Annotated in this window: 29 protein-coding genes; 7 read left to right on the plus strand and 22 right to left on the minus strand. The window is 60.2% G+C overall.

Annotation, left to right across the window (positions count from 1 at the left end; all coding sequences use genetic code 11):
* Window positions 1-30: 30 nt before the first annotated feature.
* The 18 genes from rpsH to gap form a co-directional block, all read right to left on the minus strand.
* Window positions 31-411 carry a 30S ribosomal protein S8 gene (rpsH, locus tag CZ345_RS01530; RefSeq protein ID WP_077071444.1) on the minus strand — a complete coding sequence of 127 codons (381 nt, stop codon included), beginning with the start codon at window positions 409-411 and terminating at the stop codon, window positions 31-33.
* 26 nt (window positions 412-437) lie between these two features.
* Entirely contained in the window at window positions 438-623 is a 186-nt protein-coding gene (locus CZ345_RS01535) for a type Z 30S ribosomal protein S14 (protein ID WP_077071445.1), read from the minus strand.
* 10 nt (window positions 624-633) lie between these two features.
* Window positions 634-1,173, minus strand: coding sequence for a 50S ribosomal protein L5 (gene rplE / locus CZ345_RS01540; RefSeq protein WP_077071446.1), 540 nt, complete (start codon window positions 1,171-1,173; stop codon window positions 634-636).
* 13 nt (window positions 1,174-1,186) lie between these two features.
* A complete protein-coding gene (gene rplX / locus CZ345_RS01545) occupies window positions 1,187-1,507 on the minus strand; it encodes a 50S ribosomal protein L24 (protein WP_077071447.1) in 321 nt (106 codons plus the stop codon).
* An 11-nt stretch (window positions 1,508-1,518) separates the two neighbouring features.
* Window positions 1,519-1,887: a 50S ribosomal protein L14 gene (gene rplN / locus CZ345_RS01550; protein WP_077071448.1), complete on the minus strand. Its 369-nt coding sequence runs from the start codon at window positions 1,885-1,887 to the stop codon at window positions 1,519-1,521.
* A gap of 30 nt (window positions 1,888-1,917) precedes the next feature.
* Window positions 1,918-2,184, minus strand: coding sequence for a 30S ribosomal protein S17 (gene rpsQ, locus CZ345_RS01555; RefSeq protein ID WP_077071449.1), 267 nt, complete (start codon window positions 2,182-2,184; stop codon window positions 1,918-1,920).
* A gap of 8 nt (window positions 2,185-2,192) precedes the next feature.
* Entirely contained in the window at window positions 2,193-2,384 is a 192-nt protein-coding gene (gene rpmC, locus CZ345_RS01560) for a 50S ribosomal protein L29 (protein ID WP_077071450.1), read from the minus strand.
* Window positions 2,381-2,800, minus strand: coding sequence for a 50S ribosomal protein L16 (gene rplP / locus CZ345_RS01565; RefSeq protein ID WP_077071451.1), 420 nt, complete (start codon window positions 2,798-2,800; stop codon window positions 2,381-2,383). The genes rpmC and rplP overlap by 4 nt, the downstream gene beginning before the upstream one ends.
* Window positions 2,800-3,441, minus strand: coding sequence for a 30S ribosomal protein S3 (gene rpsC / locus CZ345_RS01570; RefSeq protein WP_077071452.1), 642 nt, complete (start codon window positions 3,439-3,441; stop codon window positions 2,800-2,802). Before rpsC ends, rplP begins: the two co-directional genes overlap by 1 nt.
* A gap of 3 nt (window positions 3,442-3,444) precedes the next feature.
* Window positions 3,445-3,783: a 50S ribosomal protein L22 gene (rplV, locus tag CZ345_RS01575; RefSeq protein WP_077071453.1), complete on the minus strand. Its 339-nt coding sequence runs from the start codon at window positions 3,781-3,783 to the stop codon at window positions 3,445-3,447.
* Window positions 3,784-3,795: 12 nt separating this feature from the next.
* Window positions 3,796-4,080, minus strand: coding sequence for a 30S ribosomal protein S19 (gene rpsS, locus CZ345_RS01580; protein ID WP_077071454.1), 285 nt, complete (start codon window positions 4,078-4,080; stop codon window positions 3,796-3,798).
* A gap of 12 nt (window positions 4,081-4,092) precedes the next feature.
* Complete coding sequence (gene rplB / locus CZ345_RS01585; RefSeq protein WP_077071455.1) at window positions 4,093-4,923, minus strand: 50S ribosomal protein L2; 831 nt, start codon at window positions 4,921-4,923, stop codon at window positions 4,093-4,095.
* Between the two features lie 3 nt (window positions 4,924-4,926).
* Window positions 4,927-5,214 (minus strand): 50S ribosomal protein L23, encoded by a 288-nt coding sequence (gene rplW / locus CZ345_RS01590; protein ID WP_077071456.1) that lies wholly within the window; start codon window positions 5,212-5,214, stop codon window positions 4,927-4,929.
* Between the two features lie 24 nt (window positions 5,215-5,238).
* Window positions 5,239-5,868, minus strand: a complete 630-nt coding sequence (gene rplD, locus CZ345_RS01595) for a 50S ribosomal protein L4 (RefSeq protein WP_077071457.1) — start codon at window positions 5,866-5,868, stop codon at window positions 5,239-5,241.
* A gap of 23 nt (window positions 5,869-5,891) precedes the next feature.
* Window positions 5,892-6,521: a 50S ribosomal protein L3 gene (rplC, locus tag CZ345_RS01600; protein WP_077071458.1), complete on the minus strand. Its 630-nt coding sequence runs from the start codon at window positions 6,519-6,521 to the stop codon at window positions 5,892-5,894.
* Between the two features lie 11 nt (window positions 6,522-6,532).
* Entirely contained in the window at window positions 6,533-6,850 is a 318-nt protein-coding gene (gene rpsJ / locus CZ345_RS01605; protein WP_077071459.1) for a 30S ribosomal protein S10, read from the minus strand.
* A gap of 824 nt (window positions 6,851-7,674) precedes the next feature.
* Entirely contained in the window at window positions 7,675-9,462 is a 1,788-nt protein-coding gene (locus CZ345_RS01610) for a potassium channel family protein (protein WP_077071460.1), read from the minus strand.
* A 131-nt stretch (window positions 9,463-9,593) separates the two neighbouring features.
* Window positions 9,594-10,640, minus strand: a complete 1,047-nt coding sequence (gene gap / locus CZ345_RS01615) for a type I glyceraldehyde-3-phosphate dehydrogenase (RefSeq protein WP_077071461.1) — start codon at window positions 10,638-10,640, stop codon at window positions 9,594-9,596.
* Between the two features lie 438 nt (window positions 10,641-11,078).
* On the opposite strand from gap, the gene CZ345_RS01620 reads away from it, so the two are divergent.
* The 5 genes from CZ345_RS01620 (at window position 11,079) to tgt (ending at window position 15,458) form a co-directional block, all read left to right on the plus strand.
* Window positions 11,079-11,633 carry an N-acetyltransferase gene (locus CZ345_RS01620; protein WP_077071462.1) on the plus strand — a complete coding sequence of 185 codons (555 nt, stop codon included), beginning with the start codon at window positions 11,079-11,081 and terminating at the stop codon, window positions 11,631-11,633.
* Between the two features lie 20 nt (window positions 11,634-11,653).
* On the plus strand, window positions 11,654-12,673 hold the full coding sequence (gene argF, locus CZ345_RS01625) for an ornithine carbamoyltransferase (RefSeq protein WP_077071463.1): 1,020 nt from the start codon (window positions 11,654-11,656) through the stop codon (window positions 12,671-12,673).
* A 294-nt stretch (window positions 12,674-12,967) separates the two neighbouring features.
* A complete protein-coding gene (rpmB, locus tag CZ345_RS01630; protein WP_077071464.1) occupies window positions 12,968-13,180 on the plus strand; it encodes a 50S ribosomal protein L28 in 213 nt (70 codons plus the stop codon).
* Window positions 13,181-13,300: 120 nt separating this feature from the next.
* Window positions 13,301-14,290, plus strand: coding sequence for a rhomboid family intramembrane serine protease (locus tag CZ345_RS01635; protein ID WP_162274906.1), 990 nt, complete (start codon window positions 13,301-13,303; stop codon window positions 14,288-14,290).
* A gap of 19 nt (window positions 14,291-14,309) precedes the next feature.
* Window positions 14,310-15,458: a tRNA guanosine(34) transglycosylase Tgt gene (tgt, locus tag CZ345_RS01640; RefSeq protein WP_077071465.1), complete on the plus strand. Its 1,149-nt coding sequence runs from the start codon at window positions 14,310-14,312 to the stop codon at window positions 15,456-15,458.
* Window positions 15,459-15,533: 75 nt separating this feature from the next.
* On the opposite strand, the gene CZ345_RS01645 is transcribed toward tgt, so the two are convergent.
* From CZ345_RS01645 to CZ345_RS01660, 4 genes are all read right to left on the minus strand, one after another.
* Window positions 15,534-16,460, minus strand: coding sequence for a M14 family metallopeptidase (locus CZ345_RS01645; RefSeq protein ID WP_077071466.1), 927 nt, complete (start codon window positions 16,458-16,460; stop codon window positions 15,534-15,536).
* A complete protein-coding gene (locus tag CZ345_RS01650) occupies window positions 16,457-17,395 on the minus strand; it encodes a M14 family metallopeptidase (RefSeq protein ID WP_077071467.1) in 939 nt (312 codons plus the stop codon). The genes CZ345_RS01645 and CZ345_RS01650 overlap by 4 nt, the downstream gene beginning before the upstream one ends.
* A gap of 215 nt (window positions 17,396-17,610) precedes the next feature.
* On the minus strand, window positions 17,611-19,251 hold the full coding sequence (gene coaE, locus CZ345_RS01655) for a dephospho-CoA kinase (RefSeq protein ID WP_083717057.1): 1,641 nt from the start codon (window positions 19,249-19,251) through the stop codon (window positions 17,611-17,613).
* Window positions 19,244-19,690, minus strand: a complete 447-nt coding sequence (locus CZ345_RS01660) for a PaaI family thioesterase (protein ID WP_162274907.1) — start codon at window positions 19,688-19,690, stop codon at window positions 19,244-19,246. The genes coaE and CZ345_RS01660 overlap by 8 nt, the downstream gene beginning before the upstream one ends.
* 393 nt (window positions 19,691-20,083) lie before the next feature.
* On the opposite strand from CZ345_RS01660, the gene CZ345_RS01665 reads away from it, so the two are divergent.
* Both CZ345_RS01665 and purB read left to right on the plus strand, forming a co-directional pair.
* Window positions 20,084-20,404: an FmdB family zinc ribbon protein gene (locus tag CZ345_RS01665; RefSeq protein ID WP_077071468.1), complete on the plus strand. Its 321-nt coding sequence runs from the start codon at window positions 20,084-20,086 to the stop codon at window positions 20,402-20,404.
* Window positions 20,405-20,412: 8 nt separating this feature from the next.
* Window positions 20,413-21,711: an adenylosuccinate lyase gene (purB, locus tag CZ345_RS01670; RefSeq protein WP_077071469.1), complete on the plus strand. Its 1,299-nt coding sequence runs from the start codon at window positions 20,413-20,415 to the stop codon at window positions 21,709-21,711.
* Window positions 21,712-21,813: the final 102 nt, after the last annotated feature.

A 21,813-nucleotide genomic window follows, 5' to 3' on the forward strand; every position in this document is an offset into this window, starting at 1 on the left:
GGCTGAAGGTCAACGGCTGTTACGCCGCGATCACCAGACTTCGCAAAGAAGTTCGCCGCCAGTCTTGTCCGCATGGGCGGTCATGCCGTCCAGAACGCCACGAGAGGTGGACAGGATGCAGATGCCAAGACCATTCTGAACGCGGGGAATCTGATGAGCGCCCACATAGACACGGCGACCAGGCTTGCTGATACGCTTGAGGCCCGTAATGGCCGGACGCCCCTTCACATACTTCAGCGCAATGGTGATGTTACGGTCATCGACGGTAACATCTTCCACATAGCCTTCCTGCTTGAGGATGGACGCCATGGCTTCCTTCATCTTCGAGCGCGGCACACTTACTTCCTTGTGAAGGGCCAGGTGTGCGTTGCGGATACGCGTGAGCATATCGGCAATGGGATCGGTCAACATGGTATAACTCCTGAAAGTTAGCTGGACTACCAGCTGGATTTGCGGACGCCGGGCAGTTCGCCGTTCAGCGCCTTTTTGCGGAAGCAGATACGGCACAGGCCGAACTGACGCATGAAAGCATGGGGACGACCGCACACAGGGCAGCGATTGTAAGCGCGAACAGCAAACTTGGGCTTGCGGGCGGCTTTTACTTTAAGAGCAGTACGAGCCATTGCTCACTCCTTACTTGCGGAAAGGCATGCCGAGCTGTTCGAGCATCAGCTTGCTTTCCTTGTCCGTGGTTGCGGAGGTCACGATGGTGATGTTCATGCCCACGGGGTTTTCCACACGGTCGGATTCCATTTCGGGGAAGATCGTGTGTTCCTTGATGCCGAGGGTGAAGTTGCCACGACCATCGAAGCCACGATCCGGGATACCGCGGAAGTCGCGGACGCGGGGCATGGCGAAGTTCATGAGTTTGTCAAGGAAGTCCCACATGGCGTCCTTGCGCAGGGTGACGCGCACGCCGATGGGCATGCCTTCACGCAGCTTGAACGCGGCGATGGACTTCTTGGCGCGGGTGACTACGGCCTTCTGGCCGGCAATGGCGGACAGGTCGGCCACGCAGTCGTCGATCAGCTTCTGGTTCTGGTTGGCAGAACCAAGACCGATATTCAGGGAGATCTTTTCGATCCCAGGGATCTGCATAGGAGACTTGTACGCGAACTCCTTCTGCAATGCCGGGACCACCTTCTCACGATATATCGTTTCCAGACGGGTCATCGTCGTTCACCTTCTAGAGGGTTTCGTTGCACTTCTTGCAGAAACGGACTTTCTTCCCGTCTTCGGTCGCCCGATAGCCAACGCGGGTGGGCTTTGCACAGTGCGGGCAAACCACCATCAGGTTGGAGACGTGAATCGGCATTTCCTTTTCAACGATGCCGCCGGCTTCGCGCTTGTAGGGGTTGGGGCGGACGTTGCGCTTCACGACGTTCACCTTTTCCACCAGAATGCGGTCGGACTTGCGAAGGACCTTCAGCACCTTGCCGATCTTGCCTTCGTCCTTGCCGGCGATCACCATCACCTTGTCGTCTTTATGAATACGAAACTGTTTCATAGCCTTGGCTCCTACAGCACTTCAGGGGCAAGGGACACGATCTTCATGAAGTTGCGGGCGCGAAGTTCGCGGGCAACGGGTCCGAAGATACGGGTTCCCACAGGTTCACCCTGCTTGGTCAGAAGCACGGCGGCGTTCGTATCGAACTTGATGTAGGAACCGTCGGCGCGGCGCACTTCCTTGGCGGTACGCACGACCACGGCTTCCATGACATCGCCCTTCTTCACCTTGGCGTGGGGGATGGCGTCCTTCACGGACACCATGATGATATCGCCCACCGTGGCATAGCGACGGTGAGAGCCGCCCAGCACCTTGATGCAGGCCACTTCCTTGGCGCCGGAGTTGTCGGCCACCTGGAGTCTGGATTCTACCTGGATCATAGTGTTTCCTTTTAGTCAGCCCGAATGGGACTAGACGGCCTTTTCAAGCACGGACACCAGGTGCCAGCGCTTGTTCCGGCTCATGGGCCGGTATTCCACAATCTTGACCTTGTCGCCGATGCCGCACTCATTCATGGGATCGTGGGCGGTGAACTTCTTACGCCGACGAATGTACTTCTTGAGCAGCGGATGCTGAACCAGAGTTTCAACCAGCACGACAATGGTCTTGTCGCACTTGTCGCTGACCACAGTTCCGACGAGCGTTCTGCCGTTGCGCTTCTCGATTGCGCTGTTCATATCCGCTCCTAGTTCTTCGCGGCTGCGGCAAGAGCCGTCAGCACACGGGCAATATCTTTCTTGGTGGCCGGAATGGACGCCGTCTTTTCCAACTGAGCAGTGGCATGCTGGAAGCGCAGGTTGAAGAGTTCCTGACGCAGTTCAGTCAGCTTGGCCTGGAGCTGCTCGACGCTCATTTCGCGAAGTTCCTTCATTTTCATGCGAAGGCCCCCTCTCTCACCACGATCACGGTCTTCACGGGCAGCTTGTGGCTGGCCAGGGTCAGAGCGCGCTTGGCGAGTTCAAGGTCGACACCCTTGATTTCATACAGCACGCGGCCGGGCTTGACCGGTGCGCACCAGCCCACAGGGGCACCCTTACCGCTACCCTGACGAGTGGCCAGAGGCTTGGCGGTCACGGGATGATCGGGGAACACCCTGATCCAGACTTTGCCGCCGCGGCGGATGTGGCGCATCATGGCGATACGGGCGGCTTCAATCTGCTGACTGGAAAGCTTGCCATGTTCGACAGCCTTCAGGCCAATTTCACCAAACGCGATGGTAGCGCCACGGTTGGCCGGGCCACGCAGGCGGCCTTTCTGCCACTTGCGGAATTTGATTCTCTTGGGAGCAAGCATTATTGTTCAACCTCTTTATCCAGGATTTCACCCTTGTAAACCCACGCCTTGATGCCGATGAGGCCATAGGTGGTGTGGGCTTCGGCAAAACCGAAGTCGATGTCGGCACGCAGGGTCTGAAGCGGCACGCGGCCGTCACGATACCATTCGGAACGGGCGATTTCAGCCCCGGCGAGACGGCCGGCGCAGGAAATCTTGATGCCTTCGGCGCCGAACTTGCGGGCCATCTGCACGGTGCGCTTCATGGCGCGGCGGAAGGCGACGCGGCGTTCCAGCTGCATGGCGATGTTTTCGGCAACGAGCTGGGCCTCGATTTCAGGACGGCGGATTTCGTTCACTTCGAGAGCGAAATCACGGCCGAACTTCTTCTTCAGGTCGGCGCGCAGCTTTTCGATTTCAGCGCCCTTGCGGCCGATGACGATGCCGGGACGGGCGGTGGAAAGGATGAGACGGATACGACCGCCGAAGCGTTCGATCTCGATTCTGGCGACACCCGCGCTGTAAAGAAGCTTCTTCACATAGTTGCGGATGTTGTGATCCTCAAACACGAAGGAAGCGTATTCCTTCTTGCTGAACCAGCGAGACTGCCAATTCTTATTATATCCCAAACGGAAGCCGTAAGGATGTACTTTCTGACCCATAGCCTATTCCTGTCCTTCCGCGAGAATTACGGTAATGTGGCTGGTACGCTTGCGAATGTGCATAGCACGACCCTGAGAACGAGGCATGAAGCGCTTCCAGGTGGGGCCTTCGTTGACCACCACGTCCTTGACGTACATGGAGTCCACATCGATGCCAGGGAACTGGGAGGCGTTGGCCAGCGCCGAACGCACCACTCCGTAAAGAACACCGGCAGGCTTGTTGGGCGTGAACTTGAGCTGGTTCAGGGCATCTTCCACAGGAAGACCCTTGATGTTCTGGGCAACCAGACGGGTCTTGCGGGGAGAAACGCGCTGAAACTTGCAGATTGCTTTCGATTCCATGAACGTTACTCGCTATTTTTTGACCGCTTTCGTCTTCTTGTCCGCAGCGTGGCCGTGGAACGTACGGGTGGGCGCGAATTCGCCCATCTTGTGTCCGACCATGTTTTCCGTCACGAAGACCGGGATGAACTTCTTGCCGTTGTGCACGGCGAACGTCAAACCAACCATTTCAGGCAGAATCATGGAACGACGGGACCAGGTCTTGATGACCTTGTGATCGTTGCTGGCAACGGCCGCGTCTACCTTCTTCATGAGGCTGCCGTCCACAAAGGGACCTTTTTTAAGAGATCTGGGCATGTCCGGCTCCTCTTACTTCTGACCGCGGCTCTTGATGATGAGGCGGCCGGAAGGCTTCTTCTTTGCGCGGGTCTTGTAGCCCTTGGTAGGAATACCCCAGGGAGTCACAGGATGACGACCACCGGAGCTGCGACCTTCACCACCACCCAGAGGATGGTCGACAGGGTTCATCGCGACGCCGCGGACCTTGGGACGACGGCTCAGCCAACGGTTGCGGCCGGCCTTGCCAAGGCTGATGTTTTCATGCTGCACATTGCCGACCTGACCCACCGTGGCGATGCAGGAAGCGAGCACCTTGCGCACTTCGCCGGAAGGCAGGCGCAGGATGACGTACTTGCCGTCCTTGCCCACGAGCTGGGCGTAGGTGCCGGCGGCGCGGCACATCTGGCCGCCGCGGCCGGGATGCATCTCGATGTTGTGCACGTTGGTGCCCACGGGGATGCGGCCCAGGGTGAGGGCGTTGCCGGGCTTGATGTCGGCCTTGTCGCCGGCTTCGATCACGTCGCCCTGCTGAATGCCCACGGGAGCGAGGATGTAGCGCTTTTCACCGTCGGCATAGTTCAGAAGAGCGATGCGGGCGGTACGGTTGGGATCGTATTCGATTTCGGCGACGCGGGCGGAGATGCCCATCTTGTCGCGCTTGAAGTCGATGATGCGATACAGGCGCTTATGACCGCCGCCACGGCGACGGCTGGTAACGCGGCCGTTGTTGTTGCGGCCGCTCTTCTTGGTAAGACCTTCGGTGAGGGACTTTTCCGGCGTGGATCTGGTGATCTCAGCGAAGTCGGACACAGTCTGGAAACGACGTCCAGCCGAGGTCGGTTTCATCTTCAGAACAGCCATTGACTAGACTCCCTCGAAGAAATCGATTTTGTTGTCAGCGGCGAGGGTGACATAGGCCTTGCGATAGCCCGGAATGCGACCCTTCACGCGGCCCTGACGCACGCGACGGCGCGGCTTGACCGTAATGACATTGACATTGGTGACCTTGACCTTGAAGGCTTCTTCCACTGCCTTACCGATCTCGATCCTGTTGGCCTTGGGGTCGACGAAGAAGGCGTACACGCCTTCTTCACGAAGGGCGGTAGCCTTTTCGGTCACCACGGGCCGAAGAAGAATTTTCGTGTAATCCATGTCCATTCCTTTCAAGGCGAGCGACTACTTCAGTCTCTCTTCCAGGTGGGGCAGAGCACCTTCCAGAACCACGAGCTGCTTGCAGTTGAGCACATCGTACACAGTGACAGCGTCGGGAGTGACAAGGGTGATGCCGGGGAGGTTGCGGGCGGCGAGAGCCAGCGTGGGATTCACGCCGTTTTCTTCGGGAGCGGCCACCACGAGGGCCTTGGTGAGACCAAGGTTCTTGGCGACGCCGGCGAAGAGCTTCGTCTTGGCTTCGGCAAGTTCAATGCCCTTCACCACCATGAGGCCGTCGGCCACGCGGGAGGAAAGAGCCATGCGCAGAGCCAGAGCGCGCACCTTCTTGTTGACCTTGAAGCTGTAGTCACGCGGCTGAGGTCCGAAAATGATCGCGCCGCCACGCATGATGGGGGAGCGATTGGAACCCTGACGCGCATTACCAGTGCCCTTCTGCTTGAAGGGCTTCTTGCCGCCGCCGGACACGAAGGCGCGGGTCTTGGCGGCGTGAGTACCGGCACGCTGGGCGGCGCGATAGGCACGAACCACAAGGTTCAGAATCTCCGGCCTCACTTCGACTTCGAACACTTCGGGAGCGAGGGTGACTTCCCCGGCTTCCTGCTTGTTCTGATCGTAAACTTTCATAACAGCCATTGCTTCATCTCCTGTGTTGCGCACTACTGCTTGCGCACCAGCACCAGACCGTTCTTCGGTCCGGGCACGGCACCCTTGATAAGGATGACGTTATCCTCGGGGCGAACTTCCACGATCTTCAGGCCCTGCTGCGTGACGCGTTCGGCGCCCCACTGACCGGCCATCTTCTTGCCCTTGAACACATGGCCCGGGAAGGTGTTGTTACCGATGGAACCACCGGAACGATGCACCTTTTCGTCGCCATGGCCATCGTCCATGCCATGGAAGTTCCAACGGCGCATAACGCCCTGATAACCTTTACCAATGCTGGTACCCGTCACCTTCACGGTGTCGCCGGCGGCGAACACTTCGGCGGTGAGCACCTGGCCGACTTCAACGGAGGCCGGTTCGGCGAGACGGATCTCGCGGACCTCGCGGCAGGGAGCCACGCCGGCCTTGGCGAAGTGACCGCGCAGAGCCTTGGTCACCTTCTTTTCAGCCACTTCTTCAAAGGCGATCTGAAGAGCGTTGTAGCCGTCCTTTTCCACCGTCTTTACCTGGGTCACGGGGCAGGGACCTGCCTTGACCACGGTAACGGCAACAGCGCTGCCGTCGTCGGCGAAAATACGGGTCATGCCCAGCTTTCGTCCAATAATACCCATTTTTTCAGACATGACGCCCCTCTCTAGAGCTTAATTTCCACATCCACGCCGGCGGGCAAGGAAAGCTTGCCCAGAGCGTCCACGGTCTGCTGCGTGGGGTCGAGGATGTCCATAAGGCGCTTGTGGACCCTCATCTCGAACTGTTCACGGGACTTCTTGTCCACATGGACCGAGCGCTGAATCGTGTACTTGTGAATGTTGGTGGGCAGAGGAATAGGCCCAGCCACACCGGCGCCGGTATTGCGCGCCGTGTCCACGATTTCCGCCACAGCCTTGTCCAGGATGCGGTAATCGTAAGCCTTAAGCTTGATACGGATACGATCACTGCCAACTGTCGTCATTGCGAATCTCCATTTTCTGGCAAACCCGCTCCGGCTGATCCCTGTCGGAGTATTTCAGCCGGAGAATCCACCGCCGAAAGGGCGGCTGACCGGTCGAAACGCCGGTCATTTCATGAGGCCTCTTTCCATGCTCACCTTGCGGGGAAAAACGCCCTTCGTTCCTACACCTCAAAGTCAGGATACGACCAAAGACGCCTTTGAAAGTTCAAAGTCGTTCGGCTCATGTGGATATGTATGCGGGGGATAAAAAGAAGAACGGAACCAACGGCGACCGCTTCGAGCCCTGCAAAAGTCCATAAAAGCCGATCCTGGTCGCCAACCTGGCCTGTACCGGAAAAAAATTTCCGTCAAACAGGTGGTCCCGCAGGAGCCAACACATACCCGGTACAAGGATTGCCCAATATACCGGAAAACCCTTTGCGATCCGCAAGACGCGAACCGCTGTGGTCTGACATCTTAGGCATGTGTGACGCCTGCAAATGTCAAAACCCTGATCGAATGCTCAGAGTACAGCAGGACAGATTCCATCTGCCCTTCCCTGCCGTCCAGGGAAATGCCCATCGGATGGGCGAGGTCTATTTGTAGCTTCACCGCCCCCCGGAGTCAAGTTTTTTTTGTTTTTTCCGTTTTTTTTTCCAAGGTGCGCGAAAAGCCGGTTTTTTTCAGCGATTCCGGCATGCGGCGCACGCTCTCTTCCGCCCTGACCGGCACTCTTTCCCCCTTGATCGTAGGGGAAAGTCCGCAGGAGCCGGCTGCTCTCTGCCCCCGCGTTCAGGCCGCAGGCGCATTTCTGCGGAAAGCAGATTTTCCCTCTTCTGCAGAGCCTAGAGAGAAAACCACCCTTCTCCCGGTTCGTGCAGCCTCTTCCCGGAGGCGGACAGGCCGGAATTCTCGCCGCTCTGTCCGCGGTCCGGCCAGTAGGTTTCATAGTAGGCCGTTTCGGAGGCGGCGTCGCCTATGAGGAAAAGCTCGTCCGCAGCCTGAAATTCCCGCTGAGGATCGGGGTTGACCAGCATTTCGCCGGAGGCTGTCTTCACCGCCACCACATTGCAGCGCAGATTCCTGCGGATGCCGCTGTTGACGAGGTTCTTTCCGGCAAGGCCCACGCCTGCCGCCGCACGGAAGATGTTCAGCCCTTCGTTGAGCATGAACACCCTGCCAGGCTCCAGCAGATTGATGATCTGATTGGCCACGAGAGAGGCCAGGGAAAGCACGAGATCGGCCCCGGCCATGTGCAGCACATGCACGTTGCGGTCGAGATTGGTGCGGGTGATGATCTGCACGTCGGGCCGCAGCTTTCGGCAGTAGATGGTAAGATAGATGTTGATGTCGTCGTCGTGGGTGGTGATGATAATGGAGGGTGACGTCTTTATGCCCGCCTTTTCCAGCGTGACGGGATCGGACGCATCGCCCACCTGCACGCGCACGCCGGGGATGCGGGAGGCGATGTTGGACCTGTCCACCACCACGACATCCTGCCCGCGCTCCTTGAGCGCCAGAGCCGCGGCCGTCCCTACGCGACCGCCGCCGAGCACCAGCACGGGGCCGGGATGTTCGGGCGCGGCATTCTCCCTTGCAAGGGTGCGGGAAAAATTATCCATCTGCCTGCGGGAACCGGCCATGACGAGCACCTTGTGTTCCTCAAGCACCGTATCCGGGCCGGGATGCTCGAACACGCCGTGATTCCAGAGGCCTACCACGTTGATGCCCGTTCTTCCGCGCAGATTGCTTTCCCGGAGAGTCTGCCCGGCGAGGGAGGTCTGCTTCACCGGAGCTTCCGCAATGACGAGCGGCCCGAAGGTGGCCAGAGGGCTGACCGTGAGGCGGCCGCTGATGACTCTGCGCGTAAGCGACTGGCCGAGCACCTTGCGGAACTGAAAAACCTGAGAACAGCCCGCAAGCTTGAGGATTTCTATGGATTCATCCTTTTCCGCACGGGAAACCATGGGCACGTTCTTGTCCAGCTCCCGCAGAGTGAAGGCCACGTTGATGTTGCGCACGTCGGCATCAAGAGCCACCACGATACGGGCGTTCTGGGCATGCAGGCCCCGGTAGACCTGCACGTCGTCGTAATCGCCCACCACGGCGTGCAGCCCGAGATCCATGAGATCGAGTGCCTGCTGGGTATTGGCGCACAAAAGCACGCTGTGAAACCCGTAGCGGGAGAGCACCTGCGCAAGGTTGCGCGTCACGGGGCTTATGCCCACGATGAGGATGTGATTGCGTACCGAAGCAGGCAGACTGTGCTGCACTTCCTTTTTCTTCTGCGCCTCCAGCCACGGCGTATAGACGAACTGGATGAACGAGGACGGCAGCACGATGAGCAGCCCCACGATACCGGTGAGCAGCACGATGATGGAAAAAAACCTGCCCAGATCGGAATTGAAGGTGATGTCGCCGAACCCCAGCGTGGACATGACCGTAAGCGTCCAGTACAGACCGGTGATCCATGAATATTCGCGCCCTTCATACTCCATGATGTAATGGAAAAGAACGCTGAATACGAACACGCACACGGTGAGAACGGCGATGACGCGGAAGAAGTAACCGAAGTTACGACGCGCCCCCTTCCCCTGGCTCAACAGAGAAAACTGACTGGGAAAAAATTTCATGGCGGCAGTATGCCCCGTGCATTCCTTCTCTAAGCAGGAATCCGCAAAAAGCCGCCGCCCCGTTGCCGGGGCGGCGGCCCGTCTGTCTGTCAGGAGGCGCCTTCAGGGGCGCCGGATCCGTCATTCAAGGCTTAGAAGCCCTTGGACTGCATGTAGTGGATGAGGTCGGTGACGCGGACGGAGTAGGCCCATTCGTTGTCGTACCAGCTCACCACCTTGGCGAGGTTGCCGTCCTGCACGGTGCAGTATTCGGATTCCACGATGGAGGAACGGGAATCGCCCTTGAAGTCCATGGACACGAGGGGAAGGTCGTTCACGCCGAGGATGCCCTTCAGATAGGTATCGGAAGCGGCGCGGAAGGCGTTCACCAGGGTTTCGGCGTCGGTGGACTTTTCAAGCACGGCGGTGAAGTCCACGATGGACACGGTGGGGGTGGGCACGCGCAGAGCATAGCCGGCGAAGCGGCCCTTCAGGGAAGGAATGACTTCGGCCACGGCCTTGGCGGCGCCGGTGCTGGTGGGGATGATGTTCAGAGCGGCGGCGCGGGCGCGGCGCAGGTCCTTATGAGGCAGGTCGAGGATGCGCTGGTCGTTGGTGTAGGAATGCACGGTGACCATGCTGCCGAGCTTGATGCCGAATTCCTGATGCATCACCTTGGCCACGGGGGCGAGGCAGTTGGTGGTGCAGGAGGCGTTGGACAGGATGTTGTGCTTGGCGGGATCATACATGTCCTGGTTCACGCCCATGACCACGGTGAGATCGGGCTGCTTGGCGGGAGCGGAAATGATGACCTTCTTGGCGCCGCGTTCCAGATGCACGCCGGCCTGGGGAGCGCTGCGGAAGATACCGGTGGATTCCACCACCACGTCCACCTCGAGTTCCTTCCAGGGGAGCTTGTTGGGATCGCGTTCGGCGAGGCAGGCCACGTTCCAGTCGCCGACCTTGACCATGGTGCATTCCACGCCGCCCACGGAGGTCTTTTCAGAAGCCACTTCGCAGGTGAAGGCGGCGGGACCGTAGGCGCTGTCGTGCTGGAGCAGATGGAAATTGGTGTTGGCATCCATCAGGTCGTTGATGGCCACGATTTCGGCGGTTTCGCCGTACTTGCCATACATGGCGCGGAAGACCTGACGGCCGATACGGCCGAAGCCGTTGATAGCAACTCTTACCTTTTTCATGGTTCCTTTCCTTTGCCCGGAAAAGACGGGCACTTCCGGTGGAATATGTCTTGCGCGACGCCTGCACCATGCGTACGGATCAGCCTTTCCGTGGGCGTCCCGAGCCATCAGCCACCGCGTTAAAAATCACAAGAGCGAAAAACAGGGTATCAGAAAGTTTCGGAATACGCAAATACCCGCCGCCCCCCTCCGCCTTCTTTTTCCGCAGACACGCGCCCGGAACCGGTTCCGTCCCATGCTTCTGCCCGACTTTTCTCCGTCGGGGAGGAAACTTTCCCCCGATCGGACGCCGTTCTTCACGCCCTGCGGGGGGCCGCCTGCGCCGCAGGGCTTTTTTCCGGGCAGCTCCGCGCCCTCCCGATGCGGGGAAAGCCTTGCCAAATACGGGCAAAGGGGGCTATTGGTTCGGACTCATCCATATTTTCAGAGGGGGAACCCATGCATCCTTTCGCTTCCGCCCCGAAGAAGGCGCTGCCCGGCAACCAGTCCACGCTGCCCGACATCAGTGCCGTGACGCTGCCGACCCGCTTCACCAGCCGCAAGGCCAGGATTCAGGACGTGGACGGCATGTCCAGCCTCATCAACGAGTTCGCCGCCGCCCGCATCATGCTGGCCCGAGGGCCGCTTTATCTTTATCAGAATATTCAGGATTACCGCGTCATCACCGCCATGATGGGCGAGAGGGAAGTCGTTCTCGCCTGCGGCGGCCTGCATGTGCTGTGGGAAGACCTTGCCGAAGTCCGATCCGTGGCCGTTCACCCCGGCCTGCAGCACAAGGGCATAGGCCGGCTCATCGTGCAGGATCTCATTGCCGACGCGCGCGCCCTCGGCGCGGCCCATGTGTTCACCTTCACGCTGGCCCCGGGCTTTTTCTCCTCTCTCGGCTTTTCCGCCGTGGACAGGGACACGCTCTCGCCCGTGGTCTGGGCCGAATGCAGCAAATGCCCGAAATTCTATAAATGCGACGAAGTCGGCATGATGCTGCACTTCTAAAGCCGGACAAGGAGCCTGCCATGAGCAAACTCAAGAATCGTGACTTTCTGAAAATAGCCGACTTCTCCCGCGAAGAACTGGATTATCTGCTCCGCCTCGCCGCGCGCCTCAAAAAGCTCAACAAGGAAGGAAAGGAACCGCAGTTCCTCAAGGGCAAGAACGTGGCCCTCGTGTTTGAAAAGACCTCCACCCGCACCCGCTGCGCCTTCGAGACCTCCCTTTTCGATCAGGGCGCGCACAGCACCTACCTGAGCGACGGCTCCCAGATAGGGAAAAAGGAATCCATGGCCGATACGGCCCGCGTGCTCTCCCGCATGTACGACGGCATAGAATACCGCGGCTTCGGGCAGGAGATCGTGGAAAAGCTGGCGGAATTCTCTTCCGTGCCGGTATGGAACGGCCTGACCAACGAAGCGCATCCCACGCAGATTCTGGCCGACTTTCTCACCATGCTGGAACACTGCGACAAGCCTCTTCATGAAATCACCTTCGCCTACCTCGGCGACGCCCGCTACAACATGGGCAATTCCCTCATGATGGGCGCGGCGAAGATGGGCATGAAGTTCCGTTCCGTGGCCCCCGAGGCCCTCCAGACCAGCGACGAGATCTACAGCCTCTGCCTTGCCGAAGCCGAAAAGTCGGGCGCGGAAATCATCCGCACGAGCGACGTGGCCGAAGGCGTGAAGGGCTGCGATTTCATCTATACCGACGTGTGGGTGTCCATGGGCGAACCCGACGAGGTGTGGAAGGAACGCATCGATCTGCTTCTGCCCTATCAGGTGAACGCCCGCGTCATGGAGCTGACCGGCAATGCCGGATGCAAGTTCATGCACTGCCTGCCCGCCTTCCACAACAGGGAAACCGCCGTGGGCGAATCCATCTACCGGAAATTCGGCCTCGAGGCGCTGGAAGTGACGGAAGACGTGTTCGAATCCCCCAGCTCCATCGTGTTCGACGAAGCGGAAAACCGCAAGCACACCATCAAGGCCGTCATGGTCGCCACGCTGGCGGACATTCCGCCCATCTTCTTCGAAGACTAGGCATCTCACCTTCCGGCGGAAAAGCCCGTGCCCGGGCTTTTCCGCCGTTTTTTCCCCGGGTTCAGAAAGCGGGTGCCGGCTTTTCCGGCAGAAGGACGCGCCCCCGTAAGCACGGCTCTCTGCCGTCCGCCCGGAACCCTTTTCTTCGGCCGGAAAGGACCGAAAACGCCGTTTCGAGCTTTTTCGCTTGCCTTTTTTAAAAATTCAGGCTATTGCTAGCAGTCCTTACGATACAAAAGGTATCGAGTTCAAGCAGCATTCCGCCCCACTCGGGCTTTTTATGGAGGATATACCATGGGTAAACAGTGTGAGATCTGCGGCAAGAAAGCTCAGGTGGGCAACCTTGTGAGCCATTCCAATATCAAGACCAAGCGTCGCTTCAATCCCAACCTGCAGGCTGTCCGCCATCAGGACGCCGACGGTACCGTGCGCACCATCAACGTGTGCACCCGCTGCCTCCGTTCCGGCGCCGTGGTGAAGCCCGTCGTCAAGAACGACGCCGAATAGTCCGGCTTGCCGATCTTTCCAAAGGCGGGGATAACATCTCCGCCTTTTTTGCTTAATGAATCCCCGTCCGGGATGATTCCGGGCCGGGGCCTTTCGCGCCCTTTTGCGGCGCACGCGCCTATGAACGACCTACGCGCCCCCTTCCGCCACCGCCCGAAACGCCGCATCGCCATGTGGCGACGCCCTGCGCGCGTACCGGAATACTGGCGCGTGGTGGATTTCCGCGGGCCGGAATACATGGGCAGACAGTTGCCCGCCCCCGGCACGAGACAGATGGAACTTCTGCGTCTCGTGCTCGATTCGCGCGACATTCCCTACATCATCACGGGCCACGGTTCGCAGGTACGGGCCTTCGTGCCCCCCATGTTCGAAACGCTGGTCCGCACGGAACTTGCCGACGTGGCTTCGGAAAAAGCGCCCGCTTCTCCATCGCCGGCCCCAAGACGCAATGCCCACTGGGCCATGCTCGTCATGCTCTTTCTCATTTTCTGGCACGGGCTGACCATGGGATGGTGGCCCCTGCCCTTCGAGCATGTCCCCGACCCTGACTACTGGAAGATGTGCGGCAGGCTGGATGTTGCCGCCGTGCGCGCCGGGGAATGGTGGCGTACGGCCACGGCCCTCACCCTCCACGCCGACAGCCTGCACCTTTTCAGCAACGTCCTGTTCGGCGCTCCCTTTCTCGTTCTTCTGGCAAGGCGGCTGGGACTCGGCCTCACCCTTGCGGCTACGCTGGTCTCCGGTATGCTGGGCAACGCCATGAACGTGCTCTACCGGGAGCCGGGCTATGTGAGCCTCGGCTTCTCCACCGCCATGTTCGCCACGGTGGGACTGCTCTGTGCCGACATCACGGTACGCAGTCCGGCGAGGGGATTCCGCCGTCTGGCGCTTCCGGCAGCCGCAGGCATGGCATTTCTGGCCCTTCTCGGCACGGAAGGACAGAACACCGACTATGCCGCCCATATTTTCGGCCTTCTCTCCGGCTTTCTGGTCGGACTTGCCGTCAGCTCCCGCCTGAGGCATGATGGCGGCCTCCCCCCTTCTCTGGAATACCTGCTCGGCTTCGCCGCGCCTCTTTTTCTGCTTCTGTGCTGGAATGCAGCACTCTAACCTTCACTCCGAGGAGACTATGGACAAAGCCCCCGGCACCTTCGAACTCCTGGGCAAGGACGGCGACGCCCGCGCCGGCCTTCTGCACACCGCGCACGGCGTCATCGAAACCCCCATCTTCATGCCCGTAGGCACCGTGGGCAGCGTGAAGGCCCTGGCTCCCGACGATCTGAACGCCGCAGGCGCGCAGATCATTCTCGGCAACACCTATCACCTCTATCTGCGTCCGGGCGATGAACTTGTGGCACGCCGCGGCGGCCTGCACGAATTCATACGCTGGAACAGGCCCATACTCACCGACAGCGGCGGCTTTCAGGCCTTCAGCCTGAGCAAGCTGAACAAGATGAAGGTCGACGGGGTGGAATTCCGCTCCCACATCGACGGCTCGAAGCACATGTTCACGCCGGAAAAGGTCATTTCCATCCAGCGAAACCTGAACTCCGACATCATGATGCCTCTCGACGTGTGCCTCGGCTACGGCGCGACCTATGAGGAAGCGGAAAAGGCCGTGAAACGCACCACGGAATGGGCTGCGCGCTGCCGCGAAGCCTACCCCGCCCACAGCGCCGGAAACCTTCTCTTCGGCATCGTGCAGGGCTGCACCTATCCTGAACTGCGCGAAGCCTCGGCCCGGCAGCTCATGAACATAGGTTTTGAAGGCTATTCCATCGGCGGCCTCGCCGTGGGGGAACCCAAGAACCTCATGATGAAGAACCTGCGCGTGCTGAATCCCGTGCTGCCGCAGGACAAGCCCCGCTACCTCATGGGCGTGGGCACGCCCCTGGACATTCTGCACGCCATAGAAGCGGGCGTGGACATGTTCGACTGCGTGCTGCCCACGCGCAACGCCCGCAACGGCACGCTGTACACCTCGGAAGGCAAGATCAACATCAAGCGCCGGGAATACGCCGAAGACGACGGCCCCCTGGACCCGAAGTGCAACTGCTACACCTGCCGCACCTTCTCGCGGGCCTATCTGCGGCACCTCTACGTCAGTCAGGAGCTGCTGGCCTTCCGCCTCAATTCCCTGCACAACATCACCTACTTCCTGAACATGGTGCGCGGCGCGCGCAGGGCCATTCTTGAAGGCCGCTATGCGGCGTTCAAGGCCGAGTACGAAGCCAGATACCCCGAAGAAGACCTGCTCTTCGACGCGCCGGAAGCCTAGGCCTGCCTGACACGAAGGGCCGCCCCCAGGGGCGGCCCTTTTCTTTTCGGCAAAACGGCCTTCCGGGACGCATGTTCAGCTCGGAATGAGCCTGAAAAGCATGGAATTTTCCAGCACCAGCGGACGGGTCTGCATGAAGAAGACGGTGCCGTCCTCGGGAGCGCGCACCTCCCAGCGCACGGAACCGTCGTACGGATCGAGAATACAGGCGAGGCGCTGATGACGGCGCACAATGTCGTCGGTCCTGCACATGCCGTACATGATGCCCGCCCGACAGGCTTTGACGTTGATGAGTTCGTCCTCCTGCACCACTTCGGAGTGATAGCCCGGATGGGGGCGGTGCCGGATAAGGCCGTGCAGCGCCATGAAGCGCAGTATGGCCGAAAGGCTGTCGTCGGCCGAGGAGGCGTCGATGACGCCGGTATGACCGGCATAGACGGAAAAGGCCTGCGTCTCCCAGATCTGCCAGTTGTAGTTCAGCGTCGTGGTGTCTATGGGCAGGGGATTGCGCACCAGCGTGTACGGCAGACCGAAGCCCTGGGCCAGCTCCACGTCCTCATAGCCCGTATGCATCATGCGCACATGAGGAATGAAGTCTCCGGGCAGATAATAGCTCGCAAGCTGTACGCCGAAACGGTAGCCCTGAATGTGCTCAAACAGGGCGGCGGCGATGCGCTGCGTGGTTTCCCCCAGAGGATAACCGGGAAACATGCGGTTGATGTCGGTGTTGTCCATGGCCCAGAAGCGTTTGCCTATGTTCATGGCAAAGGGATTGGCCGAAGGGATGATGAGGATCTCATGTCCGGGCATGAGTTCTCCCCGCTCCTCCAGATCCTGAAGCGTGTGAACGAGGCGGGAACATACGAACTGCTGCTGCAGCTCGTCGCCGCGCATGGCCCCCACCACGGCCAGACTTTTTCTGCCGGAGCCGAAACGGAAGCCGTGAATGCGGAACTCGTCCCGGAACGGCGAGGACATGACGAAGAGCCGTTCGCGTTTCATGCCCTGCCCTCCCTGTAGACGCGGGCAAGAAGCGAACCTTCATACACCACCGGATACGCCCGTATGGTGAAGACAAAGCCCGGCTGTTCCGCGGCCACCTCCTGAAGCACGGCGCCGCGCAGAGGATCGACGATGCGCCCTATGGGCTGCCCCGCCTCGACCAGATTGGACTGACGGATAAGCGGAATGAACACGCCCGAAGCCGAGGCGTTGATGAATTCCACGCTTCCTCCGGTGGAAAGAATGGTCTTATGCCCGGCCGGAGGCTCGGGCACCTCGCCCTTCCATACGCCGAGATGACGCATGAGGTTCAGTATGCCGCCCACAAGCTGATCGCCGTAGCTTTTGGTGATGCGCATCCCCACGCCCATTTCCACCACCAGCGTGGGCGTATCCAGCGTGTTGAGGGAATAGGCCAGCGTGGCTTCCAGCACGGTGGCGGCCTCATGCACCCACAGAAAATCCAGATTCAGATAGCGGGCCAGCGGCACAAGTCTTTCCGCCGTAAGCTGATTGATGCGGACCTGCGGCACCTCATACAGGAAAATGTTGCTGGAATGGATATCCAGCACAAGATCCGCCCCCTTCAGATCCTCGATCAGATTGTAGGCCGTGTTCTCCGCCATGCTGCCCCGGGGATCGCCAGGGAAAATGCGGTTCATGTCCAGATCGAAGTTGGGAATGCCGCGCGTGATGGAGTCGATGCCCAGGGGATTCAGGGCGGGGTAGATCTCCACCGTGCCGTCGAGCCTGTCGAGATTCTCCTGCAGGATGCTGCCGATGCGATAGCAGATGTACTGCCCCTCCAGCTCGTCGCCGTGAGTACCGGTGACGATGCAGATGCGCTTCTTCCCGGTTCCTCCCGAAATGCTGTTCTTGCGGATGAGCAGATGCTCGTCCACCGGCAGCTCCGTGGAAATGACGGTTTTTATCATGATTCTTCCACTCTATGGCTAGGGTGTTCCGCTGCACGGCCCTCCCGTGAACACGCTCCGGTTCGCCGTGCAGTCGGCGCGTCGCGCCCATGGTCCGGGATACGGCAGAAAGGGGTGCTCCTCCCTGAAAACGCCGCTGGAGCGACGCGAAAAACGGCAGGAACCACGGGAGCCCCTGCGGCAGAAGCCTTTCCTGCGTGTATGCTGAGGAGGCGTTACGATTTTTCTCCGCTCCACAGCCCCGTCCACTTCTCGAGAAGTGCCTCTTCCTCTTTCCGCTCCTTTTCCGTCAGGGCGTTCAGAAAATGGCTCACCCCACGGTCCAGCTCCTCCAGCGTACCCCCGTTGGCAATGAGCAGATCTGCGGCCGCAGCCTTGTCCCGCTGCGTCCACTGCCAGCCTTCCACGGCGGCTATTTTCTCATCGCTCCAGCTTCTGGTACGCCGCAGCCTTTCGTGCCGGACCTCATCGGGGCAGACGATGACGGCTATATCCGCTCCGGGACATGTCCAGCCCGTTTCGAACCACAACGGCACTTCCGCCACGGCAACGGCCTCCCCCCGCGCCCCGGCATACTGAAAGAACCTGTCCATGGAATCTCTCACCAGGGGATGGATCAGCCGCTCAAGCTCGCGCCTCATGCCGGGAGTGCGCGAAAGAAGAGCCGTCAGCTTCGTGCGGTCCACCGTTCCGTCCTCGTCGAAAAAGGCGTTGCCCCAGCGCTGACGCATGAGGTGCCAGCCGTCCGCTCCGGGTCTGTACTGCTCCGCCACGGCCCTGTCCGCACTCCATACGGGAATGGAATGCTCCCGCATTCTCTCCAGCACGGCGGACTTGCCGCAGCCGGGCATACCGGTAAGTATGACGCGCCGCATCCCCCGTTCCAGCGCCAGCATGGCGCGGGGAAAATCCCCGGGCGGAGGGCAGACGAAATTCATGGTTCTGCCGCTCACGGGATGCTGAAATTCCAGCTTCCATGCGTGCAGAAGCTGCCTTGCCGCAGGCGAAGCCCTGTCTTCCGGGCCGTACACGGCATCGCCCCACAGGGGAAAGCCCTCCCGGGCAAGGTGCACGCGGATCTGATGGGTGCGCCCCGTGAAAAGACGAACGGCAAGCAGAGCGAAGCGACCGGAAGACGAGGCGTAAAGCGTGCTCCATGTCGTAAGCGCATTTCTGCCGCCCTTCTCCTCGGGCACTACGGCCATGCGCGTCTTGATGACGGGGTGACGGCCTATGGGCAGATCGCACGTTCCCTCGGAGGGAGGAACGCCGCGCGTTACGGCAAGATAGGTCTTGTGCACCCTCCTTGCGGCAAAATCCTCGATGAGGCGGAGCCTGGCCCTTTCCGAAAGGGCCACGATCACAAGGCCGGACGTGTCCTTGTCCAGCCGGTGCACGATGCCGGGTCTCGGCCCTTCCTGAAGCGCCAGCTGCGGGAAGCGGGCCAGCAGCCGGTGCACCAGCGTGCCCTGCGGGCAGCTCGGACAGGGGTGCATGGTAAGATCGGCGGGCTTGTTCACCACCACGATATCCTCGTCGCAGTACACGATGTCCAGCGGCCCTTCCTCGGGAAGCAGCGCTTCCGAGGCTCCGGGCATACGCAGCGTCACGTTCTGGCCCGGCCGCACACGCATGTCCGCATCCGTGCAGAGGGCACCGTCCACGGTGCAGCTCCCCTGCTCCACCAGCTTCTTCACCCTGCTGCGGGAAAGTTCCGCCACGGAGCTGAGAAACACGTCGAGGCGGACCCTGCGCGTACCTTCGGGCACGGGAAAAAGACGCTCTTCTCCGACGCTCCCGCCCTCTTCTTCCGAAAATTCGATATCCTCGTCGAACGGCGTCTTTTCTTCAGTCATGCTCCGCTCCGCTCTTCAGCCTTTTGACGATATAGCCGGTCATCACGGCCTTGGCGATGTTTCTGCCCGCCCCGTCGTACACCATGATGTCGAACACGGCGAGGGTACTCCCCAGCTTCACGGGAACGGCCTCGGCCCGCAGCGGTCCCCGCTGACCGGGAAGAAGATAGGAAATGGAGCACTGCGCGCTCACGCACACCAGTCCCGCCCCCCTGCACCCTGCGGCAAAGGCCATATCGGCCAGGGTGAACACCGCACCCCCGTGGGCGTTGCCCATGGAATTTCTGTGACGCCCGTCCAGCGGCATGGATACCGCGCCGCGCCCGTCCGCCCCGAAACCTTCGACTTCTATCCCCAGCAGAGCGGACAGCGTGCCTTCCGTGACGACTTCGCTCATACGCACCTCATAACACAGATTACAGCGCAAAAGCATACGCATGGGCGCCCCTGCTGACAAGCCCGAAGCCACGGACCGGACGCCGGCCCCGATCTCTGCCAAAGAAAAAGCGCAGGAAAAAAACGCCCTCCCGCGGCGGACGCCCTTCTTTCGCTGGACAGCGCCCGCCGGAGAGTTTATATCTTCTGGATACATTTCTTTTAAGGAGCAATCTCATGGCCCATAAGAAGATTGAACGCGCCAAGGAACTTGATCGCCGTCGCCATCGTCGCGCCCAGCGCATCAAGGAACGCATCCACGAAGCCAAGGCCGCTGCCGCCAAGAAGTAAGCCTGGCTGCTCGGTTCTGCGGCCTTCCGGTTGCAGTAGGTTTTAGGCGTGTCGGCTGCTCGTGCGGACACGCCGTTTCTTTTTTTGTCCCAACCCTTTCTTTCCCATGCCTATCTACGAATACGCCTGCCCCCAATGCCGCAAGACCTTTGAAGAATGGCTGCATTCCGGCGACGACGCCGAAACGCAGCCCTGCCCCGACTGCGGGCAGAGCTGCCATCGAGTGATTTCCAACACTTCCTTCATTCTCAAAGGAGGCGGCTGGTTCGCCTCCTCCTACGGGCACGGTACCAGCAATCTTTTCGACAAAAGCAAGGGCGTTCCCTCCGTTTCCGACAAGAAGCCGGAAGAAAGCGCTCCCTCCACCCCCAAAGCCGAAAGCCCGGCCCCCGCGAAAAGCGCGGACACCTCCGCCGGTACGAAATAGAGGCCACCATGATAGAGCGTTACTCCCGGCCGGAAATGGCCGGTCTCTGGACTCTGGAAAACCGCTACCGCTACTGGTTCAAGGTGGAACAGGCCGTATGCCGCGCCTGGAACGAACAGGGCGTCATTCCCGACGAAGATCTGAAGAACATCATGCAGGATGTGGATTTCGATGTGGACAAAATCCTTGAAATCGAATCCGTCACCCGCCACGACGTCATCGCCTTCCTCACCTATCTGGAACAGAAGATCGGCCCCTCCGCGCGTTTCATCCACCTCGGCTGCACCTCCTCCGACATGGTGGATACCGCCATGGCCCTGCAGATGGTGGAGGCGGGCAACATGATCCTCGCCGACTTCGATCTCGTGCTCGACACGCTGAAGAAGTTCGTCCGCGCCCATCAGGGCCTCGTCTGCATGGGCCGTTCCCACGGCATTCACGGAGAGCCCGTGACCTACGGCTTCAAGTTCGCGGGATTCTACGCCGAATTTCTGCGCGACAAGAAGCGCTTCGCCGACGCCGTGGAAGACATCCGCACAGGCAAGCTCTCCGGCGCCATGGGCACCTATACCGTCATCACCCCCGCCGTGGAGGCTCGCGCCTGCGAACTCCTCGGCCTGAAGGCCGACATCATCTCCACCCAGATCGTGCAGCGCGACCGCTACGCCCACTACTTCACCTCCCTGGCCATCGCCGCAGGCACGGTGGAACGCATCTGCGTGGAACTGCGTCATCTTCAGCGCACGGAAGTGCACGAGGTGGAGGAAGGCTTCGCCAAGGGGCAGAAGGGTTCTTCCGCCATGCCCCACAAGCGCAACCCCATTTCCGCGGAAAACATGTGCGGCCTTGCCCGCGTCATCCGTTCCAACGCCTTCGCGGCCCTGGAAAACCAGGCGCTGTGGCATGAGCGCGACATCAGCCATTCCTCGGTGGAACGCATCATCACCCCCGATTCCACCATTCTCATGGACTATGTGCTGCACCGCCTGAACCGTCTGCTGGAAGGGCTGCGCATCCTGCCCGAAAACGTGGAACGCAATCTCTGGGGCAGCTACGGTCTCTTCTTCTCCCAGAGAGTGCTCACCGCCCTCATCGAAAAGGACATGCCCCGCCAGCAGGCCTATGTGGTGGTGCAGAAGCGCGCCATGGAAAGCTGGGAGACACGCAAGTCCTTCCCCGATCTCATCCGCGCCGATGAGGAAATCAAAGCCCACCTCACCCCCGCCGAACTCGACGCCATTTTCGACATCGGGCACTACACCCGCTACGAGTCCGAAATCGTCGACCGCGTCCTCGCGGAAAAATAAACGCCTCCGGGCATACGAAGAGCGCCGCTTCCGGTACCGCCGGGGCGGCGCTCTTCGTATGCGGCATTGTCAACGCCGAGGATTTTCCTTAAAATACACGTG

The sequence above is a fragment of the Mailhella massiliensis genome, from assembly GCF_900155525.1.
Classification (GTDB): Bacteria; Desulfobacterota; Desulfovibrionia; order Desulfovibrionales; family Desulfovibrionaceae; genus Mailhella; species Mailhella massiliensis.

Excerpts from the sequence above, each read along its gene's own strand:
- rpsH (WP_077071444.1), bottom strand. The coding sequence starts at position 411 with ATGTTGACCGATCCCATTGCCGATATGCTCACGCGTATCCGCAACGCA.
- CZ345_RS01535 (WP_077071445.1), bottom strand. The coding sequence starts at position 623 with ATGGCTCGTACTGCTCTTAAAGTAAAAGCCGCCCGCAAGCCCAAGTTT.
- rplE (WP_077071446.1), bottom strand. The coding sequence starts at position 1,173 with ATGACCCGTCTGGAAACGATATATCGTGAGAAGGTGGTCCCGGCATTG.
- rplX (WP_077071447.1), bottom strand. The coding sequence starts at position 1,507 with ATGAAACAGTTTCGTATTCATAAAGACGACAAGGTGATGGTGATCGCC.
- rplN (WP_077071448.1), bottom strand. The coding sequence starts at position 1,887 with ATGATCCAGGTAGAATCCAGACTCCAGGTGGCCGACAACTCCGGCGCC.
- rpsQ (WP_077071449.1), bottom strand. The coding sequence starts at position 2,184 with ATGAACAGCGCAATCGAGAAGCGCAACGGCAGAACGCTCGTCGGAACT.
- rpmC (WP_077071450.1), bottom strand. The coding sequence starts at position 2,384 with ATGAAAATGAAGGAACTTCGCGAAATGAGCGTCGAGCAGCTCCAGGCC.
- rplP (WP_077071451.1), bottom strand. The coding sequence starts at position 2,800 with ATGCTTGCTCCCAAGAGAATCAAATTCCGCAAGTGGCAGAAAGGCCGC.
- rpsC (WP_077071452.1), bottom strand. The coding sequence starts at position 3,441 with ATGGGTCAGAAAGTACATCCTTACGGCTTCCGTTTGGGATATAATAAG.
- rplV (WP_077071453.1), bottom strand. The coding sequence starts at position 3,783 with ATGGAATCGAAAGCAATCTGCAAGTTTCAGCGCGTTTCTCCCCGCAAG.
- rpsS (WP_077071454.1), bottom strand. The coding sequence starts at position 4,080 with ATGCCCAGATCTCTTAAAAAAGGTCCCTTTGTGGACGGCAGCCTCATG.
- rplB (WP_077071455.1), bottom strand. The coding sequence starts at position 4,923 with ATGGCTGTTCTGAAGATGAAACCGACCTCGGCTGGACGTCGTTTCCAG.
- rplW (WP_077071456.1), bottom strand. The coding sequence starts at position 5,214 with ATGGATTACACGAAAATTCTTCTTCGGCCCGTGGTGACCGAAAAGGCT.
- rplD (WP_077071457.1), bottom strand. The coding sequence starts at position 5,868 with ATGGCTGTTATGAAAGTTTACGATCAGAACAAGCAGGAAGCCGGGGAA.
- rplC (WP_077071458.1), bottom strand. The coding sequence starts at position 6,521 with ATGTCTGAAAAAATGGGTATTATTGGACGAAAGCTGGGCATGACCCGT.
- rpsJ (WP_077071459.1), bottom strand. The coding sequence starts at position 6,850 with ATGACGACAGTTGGCAGTGATCGTATCCGTATCAAGCTTAAGGCTTAC.
- CZ345_RS01610 (WP_077071460.1), bottom strand. The coding sequence starts at position 9,462 with ATGAAATTTTTTCCCAGTCAGTTTTCTCTGTTGAGCCAGGGGAAGGGG.
- gap (WP_077071461.1), bottom strand. The coding sequence starts at position 10,640 with ATGAAAAAGGTAAGAGTTGCTATCAACGGCTTCGGCCGTATCGGCCGT.
- CZ345_RS01620 (WP_077071462.1), top strand. The coding sequence starts at position 11,079 with ATGCATCCTTTCGCTTCCGCCCCGAAGAAGGCGCTGCCCGGCAACCAG.
- argF (WP_077071463.1), top strand. The coding sequence starts at position 11,654 with ATGAGCAAACTCAAGAATCGTGACTTTCTGAAAATAGCCGACTTCTCC.
- rpmB (WP_077071464.1), top strand. The coding sequence starts at position 12,968 with ATGGGTAAACAGTGTGAGATCTGCGGCAAGAAAGCTCAGGTGGGCAAC.
- CZ345_RS01635 (WP_162274906.1), top strand. The coding sequence starts at position 13,301 with ATGAACGACCTACGCGCCCCCTTCCGCCACCGCCCGAAACGCCGCATC.
- tgt (WP_077071465.1), top strand. The coding sequence starts at position 14,310 with ATGGACAAAGCCCCCGGCACCTTCGAACTCCTGGGCAAGGACGGCGAC.
- CZ345_RS01645 (WP_077071466.1), bottom strand. The coding sequence starts at position 16,460 with ATGAAACGCGAACGGCTCTTCGTCATGTCCTCGCCGTTCCGGGACGAG.
- CZ345_RS01650 (WP_077071467.1), bottom strand. The coding sequence starts at position 17,395 with ATGATAAAAACCGTCATTTCCACGGAGCTGCCGGTGGACGAGCATCTG.
- coaE (WP_083717057.1), bottom strand. The coding sequence starts at position 19,251 with ATGACTGAAGAAAAGACGCCGTTCGACGAGGATATCGAATTTTCGGAA.
- CZ345_RS01660 (WP_162274907.1), bottom strand. The coding sequence starts at position 19,690 with ATGCGTATGCTTTTGCGCTGTAATCTGTGTTATGAGGTGCGTATGAGC.
- CZ345_RS01665 (WP_077071468.1), top strand. The coding sequence starts at position 20,084 with ATGCCTATCTACGAATACGCCTGCCCCCAATGCCGCAAGACCTTTGAA.
- purB (WP_077071469.1), top strand. The coding sequence starts at position 20,413 with ATGATAGAGCGTTACTCCCGGCCGGAAATGGCCGGTCTCTGGACTCTG.